Origin of the sequence: Paenibacillus silvae (assembly GCF_014639235.1) — a bacterium.
In the GTDB taxonomy this organism is placed as follows: domain Bacteria; phylum Bacillota; class Bacilli; order Paenibacillales; family Paenibacillaceae; genus Paenibacillus; species Paenibacillus silvae.
The window spans coordinates 593,396-610,149 of sequence record NZ_BMFU01000002.1 but is presented as its reverse complement, the minus strand read 5'-3'; the positions used below and the strand labels follow the sequence as shown (position 1 = coordinate 610,149).

Below are 16,754 nucleotides of genomic sequence, written 5' to 3'. Positions count from 1 at the left end.
AGCCTATAATAACCCATATGAATACAGCAGTTGTTCACAGCTCATGAAGGAGGCACATGCTTTGGAAATTCTAAAAACGCATGAATTATGTAAAACATATGGAAGTAACGACGCCAAAGTCGATGCACTGAAACAGATTAATTTAACGGTTCAACAGGGTGAATTTGTCGCCATTGTTGGTGCCAGCGGTTCGGGGAAAAGTTCGTTATTGCATCTGCTTGGAGGTGTAGATCGCCCAACAAGTGGACAAGTCCATATTGATGGGACAGATTTATACTCTATGAACGAAGCGGATTTAGCAATCTTCAGAAGACGAAAGATCGGATTCATTTTCCAGGCCTATAACCTGATTCCGGTTCTAAGCGCAGAGGAAAATATTAAACTGCCTATGCTGCTCGACCATCGTCAAGCCGATGAAGACTACGCAGACGAACTAATGAACGTACTCGGGCTAAAAGACAGAAAGCATCATCTCCCTAACCAGCTATCGGGTGGACAGCAACAGCGCACAGCCATTGGACGCGCGTTGATTAACAAACCTTCGATCATTCTGGCTGACGAACCGACGGGGAATCTGGATAGCAAAAACAGCAAGGAAATTGTAGATTTGCTCACCTATTCGGTTCGAAAATACAATCAAACCTTGATTATGATTACACATGATTCCGATATAGCCCGGAGAGCGGATCGCATTGTGAACATTAAAGACGGGGTTCTTTTCGATCAGCAATCTGGAGGCGAGCACCATGCGTAAGTATACAGGCCTCACGGAGAAATATTTGCTTGGCCAGAAAAAAAGATCCATACTTACCATTGTTGGCATCATTCTATCGGTAACGCTTCTTACGGCTGTCGGCACACTTGCCATGAGTTATCAGGACAAACTGGTGCGTCAGACAATTCGGGATTATGGAGATTATGAAGTGTCGTTCAATGGGGTATCAGGCAAAGACGTACCTCGTATTGTGAATCAGGCCGCCATAGGCAGTGCGGGAGTCATTCATCGTATTGGTTATGCAATCATAAGCTCCACGAGTGAAAAGGAGCAAAAGGAAAACCCTTTTGCTGCGCCGTATCGTTATTTGAATGTGAAAGGATACGACTCGCAAGCCATGTCCAAGCTTCAAGTTCAGTTAGAGAGTGGACGTTTGCCGCAAAAGCCTAACGAAATCATCCTGTCATCCTGGAGCCTGAATACGTTCGCTTCGAAACCAGCAATTGGAGATAAGATAACGCTAAACCTGGGAGATCGGCTCGAAGCCTCCACAGGAAAGGTGAAGAGTGCGAACTCCGTTGGTGATTATGGTTGGGACCTGGATGAGAAATTCAAACCGCGCATGAAACAGCAATATTCCGTCGTCGGTGTGATGAAACCAGCCAAAAATGTAATGTGGTCATCCACCTTTATCTATTCAGCAATTACGTATGATGATCATCAAAAAATCGATCCTTCTCAGACTTTCTTTATCTATGCCACGATGAAATCAATGGACAACATAAAGGACAAAACGGAAGCCATTCTGTCATCCTTGGGTTGGGAAAGCGTAGATCAGGATTCGGCTCAGGAGTTGAACCGGGAATCCGTAAATAAAAATATTCGGATCGAATATAACAATGAACTGCTCAAACTGTTTGGCAAGAGTACCTATAGCAATGTTAACCAAAGTTCAATGTATGCATTGGCAGCCGTTGTTCTTATCATTATGGGATGCACAAGCGCAGTAATTTACAATACGTTTCATATTTCAGTGCTTGAACGCATTTCTCAATTTGGCATGCTGCGATGTATAGGTGCCACACCCGCTCAGATCCGCAAAATTGTATTTAAGGAAGCAACTGTGCTTAGTTTAATTGCTATTCCGATCGGATTGTTTACAGGAACCATTTTGATGAAGGTTTTATTCTATAACATCAGTTTCCTGACATTAGGTTTCTTGAACGATATGCACATGATTATTTCAGTACCTATTCTACTTGCGGCTGCCGGTTTAGGACTGATCGTTGTCTATGTGTCAGCGCTGGGTCCGGCCAAGCTGGCATCCAGCGTCTCGCCACTTGAAGCACTGAAAACCTCAGGTAGCACGGTGGTAGAGCAGGGGGATTTCAAACGCTTCAAACGCTTGTCTTTTGCTGGAAGCAAATGGCTTGGATTCGAAGGAAGGTTTGCCAGTCGAAATATTCGGCGGAACCGAAAGAGATTTCGCATTACGGCCTTTTCAATGATTATCAGCATTGTCATGTACATTGTGTTTAGCGGCTTGGTGAACACATTAAGCACAACCTCTTCATCGGGCATCAATTACTCTTACTCCTTGGAATATCAGGGTATGAATAAACGTATCCCTAATTCGGTGTATAACAAGCTGGCTGCACTTGATGGAGTTAACCAAGCCTATCCTTTTTACAATCATCAGCTCCAGGCGATCATTCCGAAAGATGAAGTGAATCCGGATTATTACAAGCAGCAGAAAGAAATGTACACGGTTGAAAAGGAAAATGGATATCGGATGGAGAACAACTTTCTGATGTCTTACGGTCTAAACGGGCTTCAGGAGCTTCGTCCCAAACTCACGTCCGGAAGCATTGATGCAAGCCAGATGAACGATGAAAATGGTGTCATTGTTATCCAGAAAATCAGCATGATCACCGAACAAGGAACCAAGATGATCATTGATCAAACCCGCTTCAAGGTTGGGGATAAAATTAAAGTCCGATCAATGCATGATAAGCAACCATACAAAACAGTGACCGTTGTCGGAATTGCAGATCAAGGTCCTCTCTCTGATAAATACTCCGAAAGTGCGATTATTCAAATGATAACAACACCAAAGGTGATTGAAAACATCACGGGTGATAACACCTACGACAGAATTTTCATTCAAGCCAATCCTGAGACAGGTAAAGGGGCGATTGTAGATTATTTCAAAAGCCTTGTGCAAAAGGATGCAGGGTATAGTTACCAGAATCGGGTAGAGGAAATGAAGCAAGCCCGGAACGATGCGATGACGTTAAATATTTTCCTATATGGCTTCATAGGTGTCATCTCAGCCATTGCGTTCCTGAATATTTTGAATACGGTGAGTACGAATCTCATTCTGCGAACGAAGGAATTCGCTGTATTAAAAGCCATTGGCATGACTCAGAAGGAAATTCGCAAAATGGTACTGCTGGAAGGCATGTTCTACGGCATATTCGCAGCGATATATGGAAGCGTGCTGGGAACAGCTTTAAGTTACGGCGTATCTTATCTAATGAGAAACGCTGTGCAGATGGAATGGTTTGTCCCATGGAGCAGCATTCTAATCGCGAGTGCAGGAGCCATTGCAGCTACACTGTTAGCTTCATATTGGCCGCTCAGACGGCTTGAGCGCATTCAAATCACAGATGGTTTGCGTGGGGAAAACTAACCACGTCAAAGAACCCTCGCTGCTGAGCTTTCGAGCGAAGCGCGGGGGTTCTTTGACTTTCATAACAAGATCTAAGATAAGGTCACACCGTTGAGAAAAACATGCACAATCTTTTCCGCCAGGACGTGATGCGACTCAAATTTCTTCATATCATGTTCACGATTGCCCATTAACATTAACGTAGAGAACGCCTCTGCCAGAAATAACGGATCTTCCTCGCGGAACATCTGCTGCTCCATGGCAAGCTTGAAATGCGCAGCCAATACTTCATGAATCTGATGCTCCGCATCTCGAATTGCATGAATGTGTGTCTCCTCTAGCAGCGGCTCCGCTTCTCGCATCATCGTTTCAATCTGGCCATGCGGATTGGCGAGCCGGGCCTCTGCTAATTGAATCAATCCGTCCTGCAAATGCTCTGCTTCCTCCAGCATACGCGATGTAATTTTTTTTACATTCTGCAGCATTGTTGTCATGGCCGCCTGGAATAGATCAGCTTTGCTCGCGAAATGATAATATATGGTCGGTTTGGATACACCGCATTTCTTGCCAATCTGCTGAAGTGTTACCGTCTCGTATCCAAATTCTTTAAAAAGAGTGGAGGCAGTATAAATAATGGTTTGCTGGATAGAAATATCATTGTCCGTCTGTTTGGGTCTGCCCCGTAAACGTTTAGGTACTTGTGCTGGCATAGATTCTTACACGCTCCTTCATCAATATTTTATGTTAAAAGATACATTTAAGCAAAGGGGCTTGTAATTTTACTTACCAGTAAATATAATAAAAATCGTCAAGGAATACGATAAGTTATAAAGGTGGGGTCATCAGGTTATGACGAAGACAGCAGCGCGCAGCAACAGATGGAAAAAATTTGCGATATGGACCAGTGTGATCATCATTGCCTTGGTTGCAGGATTGTTTGCCTATTTGGCATCCGTAACCTACAGCCCGTCCAAACAAGCAGAAGACGCAATGAAAAGCGACGGGAAGGTGCTTGTAAGTGAAATCAGGCATGGATACCAATTTGAACCGAAGGATCAGGATATCATACAGCCTAATGTTGTTTTTTACCCGGGAGGGCTGGTAGAACCGGCAAGCTATGCTCCTATGGCACGAAAACTGGCGGAGCAGGGACACCGGGTCTATATTGCCCAGATGCCGCTGAATTTGGCGATGTTTGGGGGAAGCCGCGCAGATTCGTTTCTCGCGGAACATGGCGATGAAAGCTTTGTTATTGGTGGGCACTCATTAGGAGGTGTGTTTGCTTCAAGATATGCTGCGGCACACACAGATCAGATCAAAGGTGTCTTTTACCTGGCATCCTATGCGGATGATGGCGGAAGACTGGACGGCACGGACTTGTCCGCACTGCAAATTACGGGAAGCAAAGATGGCGTTCTGAACTGGGAAGAATGGGAAAAAGCTAAAAACAACTTGCCCCGAGATACTACTTTTGTAAGCATTGAGGGCGGAAATCATGGACAATTTGGCTCCTATGGCATGCAGAAGGGAGACAACGAACCTAAGATCACAGAAGAAGAGCAGCTTCAGCAGGTGGTCCATGCCTTGGAAGTGTGGTTTGAGAAATGGAATAAATAAAATATACAACTTTCCAAATAAAAAGACTCAAGGCGATAAACCGATCGAGTGGTTTATCGCTTTGAGTCTATTTTTAGCGTCTTCGGAATGCACCGCTACGCGCCAGAGCAAAAAAGATCAGCAACGCAATAATGGCTCCCACGATCGCGGGAATGATATGAAACCCACCCACAACAGGCCCTCTTGCACCAAGCAGCTCTGTTCCTAGCCAGGAACCAATAAAACCTGCGACAATATTTCCAATCACAAAAGAGCAACTTGAACCAGGAAGCCGATGTTTTTTTGACAAAGCATTGTTATAGTAAAGACATTGAGTTATTACGCGATGAAGGATAAGACGAAAATGAATGTGCGGATATGTCGAACTGGAGGAATTCCATTGAAGAAAATTCTAGTGATTGATGATGAAATTGCAATTCGAGATTTAATTGAGCTGGTGCTCAGACGAGAAAACTATGATGTGCAGACCGCAGAGGATGGCAGAGCTGGCCTTCAGCTGCTGGACTCCTTTCAACCTGATTTGGTGGTGCTTGATCTCATGCTGCCAGATTGCTCCGGGTATGACTTATGCAAGGAAATCACCGTAAAACGCGCCATTCCGGTGATCATGCTCTCGGCCAAAAACGAGATCATTGACAAGGTGTTAGGGCTTGAGCTGGGAGCCGAGGATTACATGACCAAACCCTTTGACAACCGGGAATTGCTGGCCCGCATCAAGGTTATTCTGAGAAGAAACGAGAGCAGGGAAAACATAAGTGAAGCAACAACAGAGGTTCAATCGACACGCATCATTCATGAAGAGCTGACGTTTGATATGGAAAGCCGAAGGGTGCTGAAAAATGATATCCCAGTGTCTTTAACAGCCAAAGAATTTAAAATTCTGGAAACGCTGCTTAAAAGGCCTGACAAAATCTTTACGCGGGATGAACTGTTGCAGATCGGATGGGGTTATGACTTTATGGGAGACAGTCGCAGCGTAGACATGACCATTATGCGTTTGCGAAAGAAGCTGGAGGATAACGCGGACGACCCGAAGTATGTCAGAACCGTCTACGGTTTTGGCTATCAGCTTGGAGGTGGGGAGGTCTGAAATATGCAACACGCTTACTGCTGAATTATTTATTTTTCTCCGTGCTTTCCTTTGGCATCATCATATTTGCAATCAACAAGGCGATTGACTACTACAGTTTCGTTACCATTGAGAAACAGATGATGGAGAAAGCCGATCTCTCCGAGTTGTCCTTCCGAGAGGTTTTATCACAGCACAGGTCATCATCTGGAGAGCCGCAGACCAAGGAGATTGTCAGACTTGCTCTGGAGAAGCTGAAAGCTTCTGGCAAGGAAGTACGTATCTACGACAGCTCCAGTCAGCTGCTGGGTCTGGCTGTAGATGGCATCATCATTAATGAAGGCAAGCCAATTGTTTTTGCAAAAAATATAGATAAAGCTCTTGGAGGCAGCTATGCCTACACGGTTACGGAAGATCATCTGCTGTATTTTGCGACTCCCATTCAGGACCAATACTACCAGAACGCTTATGTGTATGAGTTCGTTGAGGATATATCGTACTTTTATACAATGATGGATCAGATACGTTATATCCTGTTTGCAGGTGCAGGCGGATTTATTGTGCTGATTACCTTATCCAGTCTCTGGATTGCACGCAATACAACCAAACCGGTCAAGGTGCTGCTTGGCGCTGTGCAAAGCTTCTCCAGACAGGAGTTTCGCAGAGTTCATCTGAAGCGGAAGGATGAGCTTGGCATGCTGGCTGAAGGGTTAGACCAAATGGGGAAGCAGCTTCATGATTACATTCAGTACCAGAAGCAATTTGTCTCCAATGTATCGCATGAGCTCAAGACACCCTTGGCAGCTATTCGCGGCTTCTCGCAATATCTGTATGAAGAGGAGACGGAGGACAAGCAGCTTCATAAGATCTATGCTCATCTGCTGCAGGAATCGGATCGGCTGACCCGTTTGATCAACGAATTGTTATTACTATCCCGATTCGACAAGGCTGGTTCTGACGAACTGGAGGTCGAGAGGACGGAAATGAACGAGCTGATTCAGCAAGTCGTTATAAATATGGGAGCCAAGGCCAAGGAAAAAGGAATCGCAATCATAATCAACAGAGCAGAGGAAGGACCGCAGGATGAGAGTATAACCAAAATTTATGCGAACGTAAACCCGATGCTGATGTCCCATGCGGTCGCCAACCTTGTGGACAATGCCATCAAATACTCGGATAATACGTCACAGATTGAAGTGCAGATCGAGCATACTTCGAGTGAAGTGGTTATACGGATATGTGATCAAGGCATCGGCATCGCGGGAGATGAGCTGGAGCGAGTGCAGGAACGTTTTTACCGGGCAAAGAATGCAAATACAGCGAACGGTTCGGGTCTCGGACTGTCCATTTGCAAAGAAATTGTGGCACGATTTAACGGATATATTGACATCGAAAGTCAACTGGGAGAAGGCACGACCGTGACGATTGTTTTGCCTCGTTCGTAAAGCAGCCTAAATAAGTAACGTTACAAGACTGATACATTTCTGTTATGAGACTAACAAATGCATTTTTTATAATCACTTCATAAGAAGAAATCACACATTATGGAGGGATCATGATGAAATTAACGAACCAATCTGCAAGTCTTATCCTGCTTAGTGCTTTATTAACGATGGCACTGACGGGCTGTCAGTCCGGCAACTCCAATTCTCCAGCTCCTGCCCAGAACTCGGCTGAACAAGGTGCATCGAATGAACAGAACAAAGGCGAAGGTGCAGCCAATTCCAATACGTCTCCTTCCGAAAGTTCCGAGGGAGAGGGCAGTGAAGTCATTAAGGAGGGTTCGATGGAGAAGGAAGGCAATGTTGTGCTGAAGGAACTTGCTTTTGTCTATAATGAACACACCATTGCGATTGCCGATACAGCGAATGAAGAGCAGATGGAACAGATGCTGGGCAAACCGGATAACCTGAAATCTCATACCTACAGCGCTGACGACGGGACGAATATGGACACATTAATCGGTTTTACGGAAAAAGTGTACACGTATCCGGGGCTGGAGATCAAAACAATCAGTATCCCGGAGGGGAAACAAGACTCCATCTTTCATATTGAAATAACAGAACCCACATATACAACAGCGCGGAATATTAAAGTAGGAGACAGTCTGGATACACTAAAAAGTGCTTATCCTGAAGGGAAGTTGCTCGGTGACGGAGCCCCGAATGAAGAGGACGATTTCCGTTACGAGCCGTCTAACTATGTGGATGTAATGTCGTTTCATATCAAGGATGCGAAGGTGGAGAGCATACAGATTTATACGCTTCTGGATTAATTTTTGAATGATGTTTAAAGTTATTCTATAAAATTCGTTTCAAAAAACCTGCCCGGAGACGGACAGGTTTTTTGAATTGTAAACGACAAGGGAACATGTTTTCCAGACGCAACTTTTTTGGATTCTCGTTAAACTCTTGCCGCTCTCAGACTATGTTGTCTTACACTTAAAACGTTTCTCTAGACCCACACAAATGTTCAATGATACCATCATACGAGTGTTAGTAGAGTTGAAGATTGCAGGAGGAATTTGAAGTGGATCAGCAGAGATACGATAATCTAAAACTTGGGGAGCGCGGGGCGATCATCAGTATCGTCGCTTATATATGTTTGACTGCACTGAAGCTGATTATTGGTACTACGGCAGGTTCGGAGGCGCTCAAGGCAGACGGACTGAATAATGCAACGGACATCGTGGCATCTATTGCGGTATTGATTGGCTTGAAGCTCGCACAGCGTCCAGCAGACAAAGATCATACATATGGGCATTGGAGAGCAGAAACCGTGGCGTCTCTGGTTGCTTCGTTCATTATGATGGCTGTCGGGCTTCAAGTCTTGTTCGAAGCCTTCGGTTCTGTTTTTCAAGGCAAACATGAATCCCCCGATCTTCTTGCGGCGTATACCGGGGTTTTCTGTGCGATCATTATGTACCTGGTTTATCGTTACAACAAGCGACTGGCTACACGGATTAAAAGTCAGGCTGTGATGGCTGCCGCACGGGATAATATTTCGGATGCATGGGTAAGTATCGGTGCAGTCATCGGGATTGTAGGCTCACAATTCGGTCTGCCTTGGCTTGACCCGGTAACGGCGATTATCGTCGGTTTGCTGATCTGCAAGACGGCATGGGATATTTTCAGAGAAGCTACACACCATCTTACGGATGGCTTTGATGTTGAATTGATTGAGGAATATCGTGATACGATTGCCGGAATTGATGGTGTCGAGACGGTGAAGGATGTACGAGCACGGAATTATGGCAGCAATGCTGTAGTGGACGTGGTGATTACGGTTCGAGGTGATTTGGACTTGCAGCAAGCCCATGATATCTGCACAGATGTTGAGAATGAGCTGCTGGAAGAGCATGATGTATATACGGTGCATGTGCATGTAGAGCCTGAGCCCGAGCAGGAAAATGTCAAGGAATCCTTGTGATCATAGAGAATTACATGCACCCGAGAGAACGTGAAAGGGGCTGTCCCATAAGTCAGGTGTATCTGGAGGACGCCAGTCAATTCCAGTATACAGAGGCACGGCATAGGCCAGTTAAGTTCAGGTTTGTTGATTTTGCGCGGCGTAGGGGATACAAGTTAATACTAGTCTAAAAAAGAGAGTACCTTTTCACTATCTATTGGTGATTAAGGTACTCTCTTTATGATTAGTACGCATTAAATTATTTTACGACTACTGAATAATACATCCAGTTTCCATTACCAAAATCAGCTCTTATAACTGTAACCCCTGGTCTGAGAGCATAAAACGCATAATCATTATATGGCTCTATGATAACGCTCCCATCGGTAGTGATGATCTGAAATGAATAGCCAGTAGCCCAAGTGCGTTGGCCGACATTTAAATTAATAACTGCTCCAAAATCCTGATAGGGTTGTATTACTGGTGAAGGAGAGAATGAAGCTTGACTTGTTGTAGAATTGTCTGAAGCAAAGGACGTTGATCCAACAGAAAAACATGTAGCATATTCGAGTCTAAGGAGTAAATGGATTGAACCACGATATGGAAGGGGCAAAAGTCGGTACTGGCAATCCGGATCAAAATCCGATGTTTCTTGAAAAGCGAATCTATCATTGAAGCTCGGGGAAGGTGTTTCCGCTACCTCTTAAAATCAAAAAAAGAAAAATTATTTCTCTTTTTAATTTAATTTAGGAAAAATACTTCATTTTAATGTAAATTCTGCTATACTCTTTGCAAAGAGGGAGCAACAAGTCAGGAATACTTACGCGGGAAGGGCGCTCACCTCACACTTATACTAAGGGGGAATGTTGTGTGAGAATGAACAGGAAGGGCTTCACAGTATTGTTGCTGCTGACGATGTTTATGCTACTTGCGGCTTGCGGAGGGAATGGCAGTACCAAGGGTACACCGGATACAGGAAGCGCGGGGCAGTCAACGGCTGCTGCGAAGGACGTAACTCTCGAATTCTGGACGATTGCACTTCAGCCTACGTTCAATGATTACTTCAATGATCTGATCGCCAAGTATGAGGGCAACCACCCGGGAGTGAAGGTAGAGTGGAAGGATTATCCTTATGATGCCATCTCGCAGCGCCTGTTGACCAGCACGGCCAGCGGCAAGAGTCCCGATGTCGTAAATCTGAACACCGAATTCGCCAGCCAGTTAGGCAGCAAGGGGGCACTGCTTAATCTGAGCGAGTATCTGACGGATGAGCAGGCAAAGAGTTATTTTGAGGGAATCTATAATTCTACCGTGCTCGGCGGCAAAGCTTATGCGCTTCCCTGGTATACAGGTACCGAGGTGCTGTTCATGAACAAGAAGCTGGTGGAAAAAGCCGGCCTCGACCCCGCGAACCCGCCGCAGACCCGCGAGGAGTTGGTGGAGTGGGCCCGTCAGGTTCATGAGAAGACCGGAGCAGCCGGGTATGCCCAGCAGTTGGTCTCCAAGTTGTTCCCGATCGATGGCATTCCGATTCTGAATGAAGACAAGACAGCCGCCGCATTCAATACGCCGGAAGCCGAAGCGATGATTACCCAGATGCGCGATCTGATGAAGGAAGGCGTGGTGCTCAAGGAGGACGCGGATTTCAGCAAGCAGATCCAGTATTTCTCCGGTGAGCAGGTCGCCTTCCAGTTATCCGGCCCGACCTTCATTAACTTCATTAAGACCTCCGCGCCGGATGTTTACAAGAATACGATTGCTGTCCCACTGCCAACAGGCAAGGCAAATCTGCGTCTCTCCAACTCTATGAACCTGGTCGTGCCACAAAAGTCGAAGAACTCGAAGGAAGCCGTAGAGTTCGCCGCCTTCATTACGAACGCCGAGAACCAGACGGCCTTCTCCAAAGTCGCCAATACACTGCCGTCAAGCAAGGCTTCAATTCAGGACCCGTTCTTCACCGATTCAGACGGCTCATTGGAAGCGGAATCAAAGGTGGCATCCTCGCAAAGTCTGGATAAGGCTACTGATTACATGGTCGGTGTGCCAAGCGCCTCGGATATCAACTCTGCGCTGACGCGGGGACTGCAAGAGATTCTGATGAACGGCGCAGATATCAAAGAGACGCTGAACAAGGTAGAGAAGGAAGTTAACGACATTATCAGTCAGGGTTCCTAAGCTGCTGAAACATAGCTGGATGGGGGATTCCCCCAACAAGAAATTTTATATGTTTTGGGTACCCGCAAAGTATCTGAGTAAACATCTCAGCTAAAGACACACTTTGTGGGGGTATTTGAAGGAGAGGGAGGTGTAGCGGATGTATAAAGGAATTCGATCCGAGACGTTTACCGCATGGGCTTTTATGGCACCGGGCCTGCTGTTTCTGGCGGTTTTTACCTTTTGGCCGATTATATACGGAGTACCGCTCTCATTGACAGATTATTCGGTCATTACCGAGACGCATTACGTGGGTCTGGATAACTTTGCCCGGGCCTTCCAAGATCATAATTTCCTGATTTCACTATGGAACTCACTTGTGTATGTGCTGATTGTGCCGGTAATCCAGATCCTCTCAATCCTGATGGCGATTCTGGTGAACAGTAAGATTCCGGGAGTCAAAATGTTCCGGGCCGCCTACTACATCCCGGTAGTAACGTCCATGGTAGCAGTGGCGCTGATCTGGAGCTGGCTGCTCGGCAATAACGGAGTGGTCAATTATCTGCTGTTGAAGGTGGGTATTCTCAGTGAGCAGGTCTCCTGGCTCTCCACTAGCACCACAGCGCTGTATGTCCTGATGTTCATTACGATGTGGAAGGGCCTCGGTTATTACATGATGCTCTATCTGGCCGGGCTTCAAGGCATTCCAGCAGACCTGTATGAGGCAGCCAGAGTAGATGGAGCCGGGCCGGTTAGGCTAATTGTGCATGTGACGCTACCGCTGCTGCGCCCGCATATTCTGTTCTGTACGCTTATCTCGGTCATGGGGGCAATCCGGGTATTCGATGAGGTCTACATACTGACCAAGGGCGGACCGGGGACGTCCACACTGACCTCAAGCGTCTATATTTTTCAAAAAGGGCTGGAGCAGTTCAATTTCGGCTATGCCTCGGCGCTCGGGCTGATCGTCAGTGTGCTGGTTGGGGCGCTTAGCGTGCTCGTATTTCGGCTCAACCGGAGAGGCGGGGTGAATTCTTATTGATGCCGCGTAGCTTGAGTTATCTGATTACTTACATTCTGCTGATACTGCTCGCCCTGTTCATGATGGGGCCGTTCTTATGGCTGCTTAGCGTATCGCTGATGCCGGGGCGCAACGTGTTTGCGAATCCGCCGGCCATTCTGCCAACCTTCATTGCTTTCGAGAACTATGTGGAGGTGTGGAAATTCATGGATTTCCCGCGTTACATTCTGAATACGGTCGTCATTACGCTGCTCGGAGTCGTCTTCAATATCTTGCTGTCCTGTCTGACCGCATACCCGCTGGCCGTCTTTCGGTTCAAGGGCCGGAATCTGGTGTTCACGCTGCTAATCTCGACCATGATTATTCCTTCAGCTACTGCTATGATTGTGCATTATTTGACGATTCAGGCTTTGGGGCTGGGCAATACCTTCCTGGGTGTGGTTCTTCCAGCAGCGGTGTCGGTGTTCAATATCTTCCTGATGCGGCAGACATTCCTGGGCATTCCTGCCGACATCCGGGATTCGGGTAAAATGGACGGAGCTTCCGAGCTGCGGATCTTTATCCAACTGGTTTTGCCGCTCGTCAAGCCGGGGATTGCCGTCATCGGGTTGCTGGAGGTCATGGCGTTCTGGAACAACTTCCTGTGGCCGATTGTTGTTCTGGACGACCCGCAGAAGTATCCGCTCGCCGCGGCGCTGACTTATCTGAACGGGCAATTCTCTTATAACTTCGGCTGGATTGCCGCCGGAACGATGATTTCGGTGCTGCCGATCATTATCGTGTTCCTGTTCACACAGAAGTATTATATGGAAGGAATTGCCGGAGCAATTAAAGGGTAACTAAGGAGGCACAACTCAATGGGAATTTCGTTACGGGAATGCCAGTATCTGTTCCGCGACTATTATACGCAAGGCAAAGAGCTGATTGTGGAGGGTCCGCAGCTGTGCTGCGAGCTGGCTTCCCGGTATGCGATGAATCAGGATGTCCACGGACTGCTGGAGGAAGGCGGCATCGTGATTCTGGAGCCTGCCGGTCCGGGTGTAGCTACCGCCGACAAGGGGAATGCACAGCTGATGCTGGAGTATGACTGCGGGCTTGCTGCAGACGGATACCGCCTTGTGATTGGAGAGGATGCAAAGCTGGTCATTACTGCGTCAGGCCAGCGGGGACTAAAATATGGTCTGGATGCGCTGAAGCGGCTGCTTACGGTGGAGGAGGACCGTTGCCGCCTGCCGGTGGTTACAGTGGAGGATGAGCCTTCTTTTGCGGTGCGGGGCATTATTGAAGGGTTCTATGGTGTACCATGGAGCTTCGCAGACCGCATGGATTCGGTCAGATACATGAGTGAACACCGGATGAACGCCTTCATGTACGCGCCGAAGGATGATCTCTATCACCGGAAGTTGTGGCGTGAGCCGTACCCGGACGATATGTTTGCCAAGATTCATGACCTGAAGCAGGAATGCGACAAACATCTGGTAGATTTCTACTATTGTATCAGCCCGGGCAATGATCTGGAATTCCGCAGCCGGGAGGACTTCGCGAAGCTGGAGGAGAAACTTGCTGCGATGATCGCGATTGGGGTGCGGCATTTCGCGCTGCTGATGGATGACATTGATTATGTGTTAAAAGGTGACAACAAGCAGTTCCTGGAGCGCTCCGGGAACGCCCATGCTTACGTGACGAACCGGGTCTACGATTATCTGGCCGTTTGTCTGCCGCACTTCTCCCTGGTGATGTGTCCTTCAGAGTACTGGTCGTATTGGAATACGGAGTACAAGAAGGATATCCGGGAGCAGCTTCATCCCGCTGTCAAAGTCTTTTGGACCGGCTACTTCGTTTTCGCCCCGGAGATCGGCCGCAAGCATGCGGAGAATAACTTCAATTATTACGGGCATGAGCTGTGGCTGTGGGACAATATTCCGGTGAATGACTGCGACAAGGACCGGCTGTTCCTTGACCCGGTGCGCGGGCGCAGCTCACGTCTCGGCCAACTCGGGCATACCGCCGTTGTGGCCAACCCCATGAACCAGTGGGAATGCTCTAAAATTACGCTCACCACCATGTCCCACTATATGTGGAACAGCGAGCGCTACATGCCGGAGCTGTCCTGGGAGCTGTCCGTGCGTGAATTCTCCGGGGAACTGGCGGATGAAATGATGTTCTTCTGCCGCCAGAATCTGAACAGCCGCCTGTACTCCGGTGGCTACCCGGAGCTGGACGATGCGCTGGCGGAGCGCGATCTGGACCGGCTGGATGCTTATTTCAGCCGGCTGGAGCAGACGGCCGTGCGGCTGGGCGGATTAGACAATACCAAGTTCAGCGAAGAAGCAGGGCCGTGGCTGCGCCGGGCTATCGCAGATTCAGCGCTCTGGAGGGCGGTGCGCAGGCAGTTGGAGGACCCGCTGGAGCCGCAGGCTGCAGCAGAAGTCCATGAATACATGGAGACCTGCCGCAGCTATGGTGTACGGCTCGGCAGTGATCCGGCCGTCCGTGCGGCTAAGGCGCTGGGCATCGAACTGCCGGAGGAGACTAAGGAGGAGAACGGACATGACGAAGCCTAGGAAGTTGATTTTGGTCCCGCTGGATGAGCGGCCCTGTAATTATGAATTCCCTTATCTTCTGGCCCAGGGAACAGATTATGTTGTGGAGCGCCCTCCTACCGACATCATGGGGCTGAAGAAGCGACCGGGTGATGTAGAACAGTTGTGGTCCTGGTTCGAGGCTGCCTGCGAAGGAGCGGACAGCGCAGTAATCGCGCTGGATGCGCTGCTCTACGGTGGGATCATTCCGTCAAGGCTGCACGGACTGAAGCCCGATGAACTGCACGCCCGTCTGGAGCAGCTGCGGGAGATCAAGCGGTGCTATCCGCAGCTTAAGCTGTATGCGTTCCAACTGATTATGCGCTGTCCGCAGTATTCTCTATCAGACGAGGAACCGGATTATTATGCCGACTGGGGCCGGGAGATCTTCCGCAAAGGCTTTATTGGCCACCGGCTGGAGTTGGGTATTGCCACCGACGAGGAGATCCGTGAGTTGGCCGATATTGATCTGCGGCTCCCTGCCGCCGTGCTGCAGGATTATCTCGGCCGCAGAGCCGTTAATATTGAAGCCAACAAGCAGGCGCTGGAACTGGTCCGGGACGGAGTGATTGACTTCATGATTGTGCCGCAAGATGACTCGGCCCCGTACGGGCATACCGCCAAGGATCAGGAGAAGGTAAGGGCGCGGATCATGGCGCTTGATCTGGAGCTTAAGGTCTATATGTATCCGGGAGCAGATGAGGTGGGTTGTACGCTGCTTGCCCGGACGTTGAACATGGCCGAAGGGCGGAGGCCGCTGATCTACCCGCGTTTATCCGCTGTACAGGGGGCGTTCGTGACGCCGTTGTTCGAGGACCGCTTCTTTTATGAGACGCTGAAGTATCAGATTCTGGCCGCAGGCGGGCTAATCGCGTCCAGCGCTGCAGAGGCGGATCTGGTCCTGCTGGTCAGCACACCGGGCGAGACGATGGCGGAGGCGGTATCGCAGCATCATGCTTATTTCAGCTATGATATACATCGGAACCTGATGGATCTGGTAGAATATGGGTCGTATTTGCTGCGGCACAAGAAGATTCCGGTAGCTGTAGCCGATGTCGGTTATGCCAATGGAGGCGACCAAAAGCTGGTCAAAATGCTGCGTCAGAAGAACATGCTGTTCGACCTGGCCGGTTACGCTGGCTGGAACACGAGCTCGAACTCGCTCGGAACCGTCATCTCCCAGGCGACGATCTATCTGCACTGCGGGCGGACACAGGTGCATCTGGATTTTCTGGCGCTCCGCTACGCGGAGGATGTCTGCTATTGCTCGGTTGTGCGGGGAGAACTTAGTGACGGCCCCGTGCAGGAGATGGGTTACGGCAAATATGAGCTTGACGGGCCGCGCGGCATTGTGGCTGCCCGTGTACAGGAACGGCTGAGCGAGGAACTGGTGGTACGGATCGACAGTCCGGAGGGAAGCGTGAAGATTACCGACTGCTATATGCCCTGGAACCGGATGTTTGAGGTGGGCTTGTCTGTGCAGTATGTGCCGGTTGAGGCAGGCTGATTATAATATA

The 16,754-nt window shown here is 48.5% G+C and carries 13 protein-coding genes and 1 pseudogene; 12 read left to right on the top strand and 2 right to left on the bottom strand.

What is annotated here, in order from left to right; translation table 11 throughout:
- Positions 1-61 precede the first annotated feature (61 nt).
- Both IEW26_RS08715 and IEW26_RS08710 read left to right on the top strand, forming a co-directional pair.
- Positions 62-754 carry an ABC transporter ATP-binding protein gene (locus tag IEW26_RS08715; protein ID WP_111270977.1) on the top strand — a complete coding sequence of 231 codons (693 nt, stop codon included), beginning with the start codon at positions 62-64 and terminating at the stop codon, positions 752-754.
- Positions 747-3,407, top strand: a complete 2,661-nt coding sequence (locus IEW26_RS08710) for an ABC transporter permease (RefSeq protein ID WP_188592093.1) — start codon at positions 747-749, stop codon at positions 3,405-3,407. The genes IEW26_RS08715 and IEW26_RS08710 overlap by 8 nt, the downstream gene beginning before the upstream one ends.
- A gap of 71 nt (positions 3,408-3,478) precedes the next feature.
- On the opposite strand, the gene IEW26_RS08705 is transcribed toward IEW26_RS08710, so the two are convergent.
- Positions 3,479-4,096, bottom strand: coding sequence for a TetR/AcrR family transcriptional regulator (locus IEW26_RS08705; RefSeq protein ID WP_111270979.1), 618 nt, complete (start codon positions 4,094-4,096; stop codon positions 3,479-3,481).
- A gap of 139 nt (positions 4,097-4,235) precedes the next feature.
- On the opposite strand from IEW26_RS08705, the gene IEW26_RS08700 reads away from it, so the two are divergent.
- Entirely contained in the window at positions 4,236-5,003 is a 768-nt protein-coding gene (locus IEW26_RS08700) for an alpha/beta fold hydrolase (RefSeq protein WP_188592092.1), read from the top strand.
- 73 nt (positions 5,004-5,076) lie between these two features.
- Here IEW26_RS08700 and IEW26_RS08695 read toward each other — a convergent pair.
- Positions 5,077-5,250 (bottom strand): annotated as a pseudogene (locus IEW26_RS08695) (GlsB/YeaQ/YmgE family stress response membrane protein); the annotation flags it as partial.
- A 132-nt stretch (positions 5,251-5,382) separates the two neighbouring features.
- On the opposite strand from IEW26_RS08695, the gene IEW26_RS08690 reads away from it, so the two are divergent.
- From IEW26_RS08690 to IEW26_RS08650, 9 genes are all read left to right on the top strand, one after another.
- Positions 5,383-6,093 (top strand): response regulator transcription factor, encoded by a 711-nt coding sequence (locus tag IEW26_RS08690; protein WP_188592091.1) that lies wholly within the window; start codon positions 5,383-5,385, stop codon positions 6,091-6,093.
- Positions 6,094-6,212: 119 nt separating this feature from the next.
- Positions 6,213-7,517, top strand: a complete 1,305-nt coding sequence (locus tag IEW26_RS08685) for a sensor histidine kinase (protein ID WP_229729744.1) — start codon at positions 6,213-6,215, stop codon at positions 7,515-7,517.
- 110 nt (positions 7,518-7,627) lie between these two features.
- A complete protein-coding gene (locus tag IEW26_RS08680) occupies positions 7,628-8,347 on the top strand; it encodes a hypothetical protein (protein ID WP_229729743.1) in 720 nt (239 codons plus the stop codon).
- Positions 8,348-8,601: 254 nt separating this feature from the next.
- Complete coding sequence (locus IEW26_RS08675; RefSeq protein ID WP_188592088.1) at positions 8,602-9,501, top strand: cation diffusion facilitator family transporter; 900 nt, start codon at positions 8,602-8,604, stop codon at positions 9,499-9,501.
- Between the two features lie 855 nt (positions 9,502-10,356).
- Positions 10,357-11,655: an ABC transporter substrate-binding protein gene (locus IEW26_RS08670; RefSeq protein WP_188592401.1), complete on the top strand. Its 1,299-nt coding sequence runs from the start codon at positions 10,357-10,359 to the stop codon at positions 11,653-11,655.
- A gap of 139 nt (positions 11,656-11,794) precedes the next feature.
- Entirely contained in the window at positions 11,795-12,676 is an 882-nt protein-coding gene (locus tag IEW26_RS08665) for a carbohydrate ABC transporter permease (protein ID WP_188592087.1), read from the top strand.
- Positions 12,676-13,494, top strand: a complete 819-nt coding sequence (locus tag IEW26_RS08660) for a carbohydrate ABC transporter permease (protein WP_188592086.1) — start codon at positions 12,676-12,678, stop codon at positions 13,492-13,494. Before IEW26_RS08665 ends, IEW26_RS08660 begins: the two co-directional genes overlap by 1 nt.
- A gap of 18 nt (positions 13,495-13,512) precedes the next feature.
- A complete protein-coding gene (locus IEW26_RS08655; protein WP_188592085.1) occupies positions 13,513-15,219 on the top strand; it encodes a protein O-GlcNAcase in 1,707 nt (568 codons plus the stop codon).
- Positions 15,206-16,744: a DUF4127 family protein gene (locus IEW26_RS08650; RefSeq protein WP_188592084.1), complete on the top strand. Its 1,539-nt coding sequence runs from the start codon at positions 15,206-15,208 to the stop codon at positions 16,742-16,744. The genes IEW26_RS08655 and IEW26_RS08650 overlap by 14 nt, the downstream gene beginning before the upstream one ends.
- The last annotated feature ends 10 nt before the right edge of the window (positions 16,745-16,754 follow it).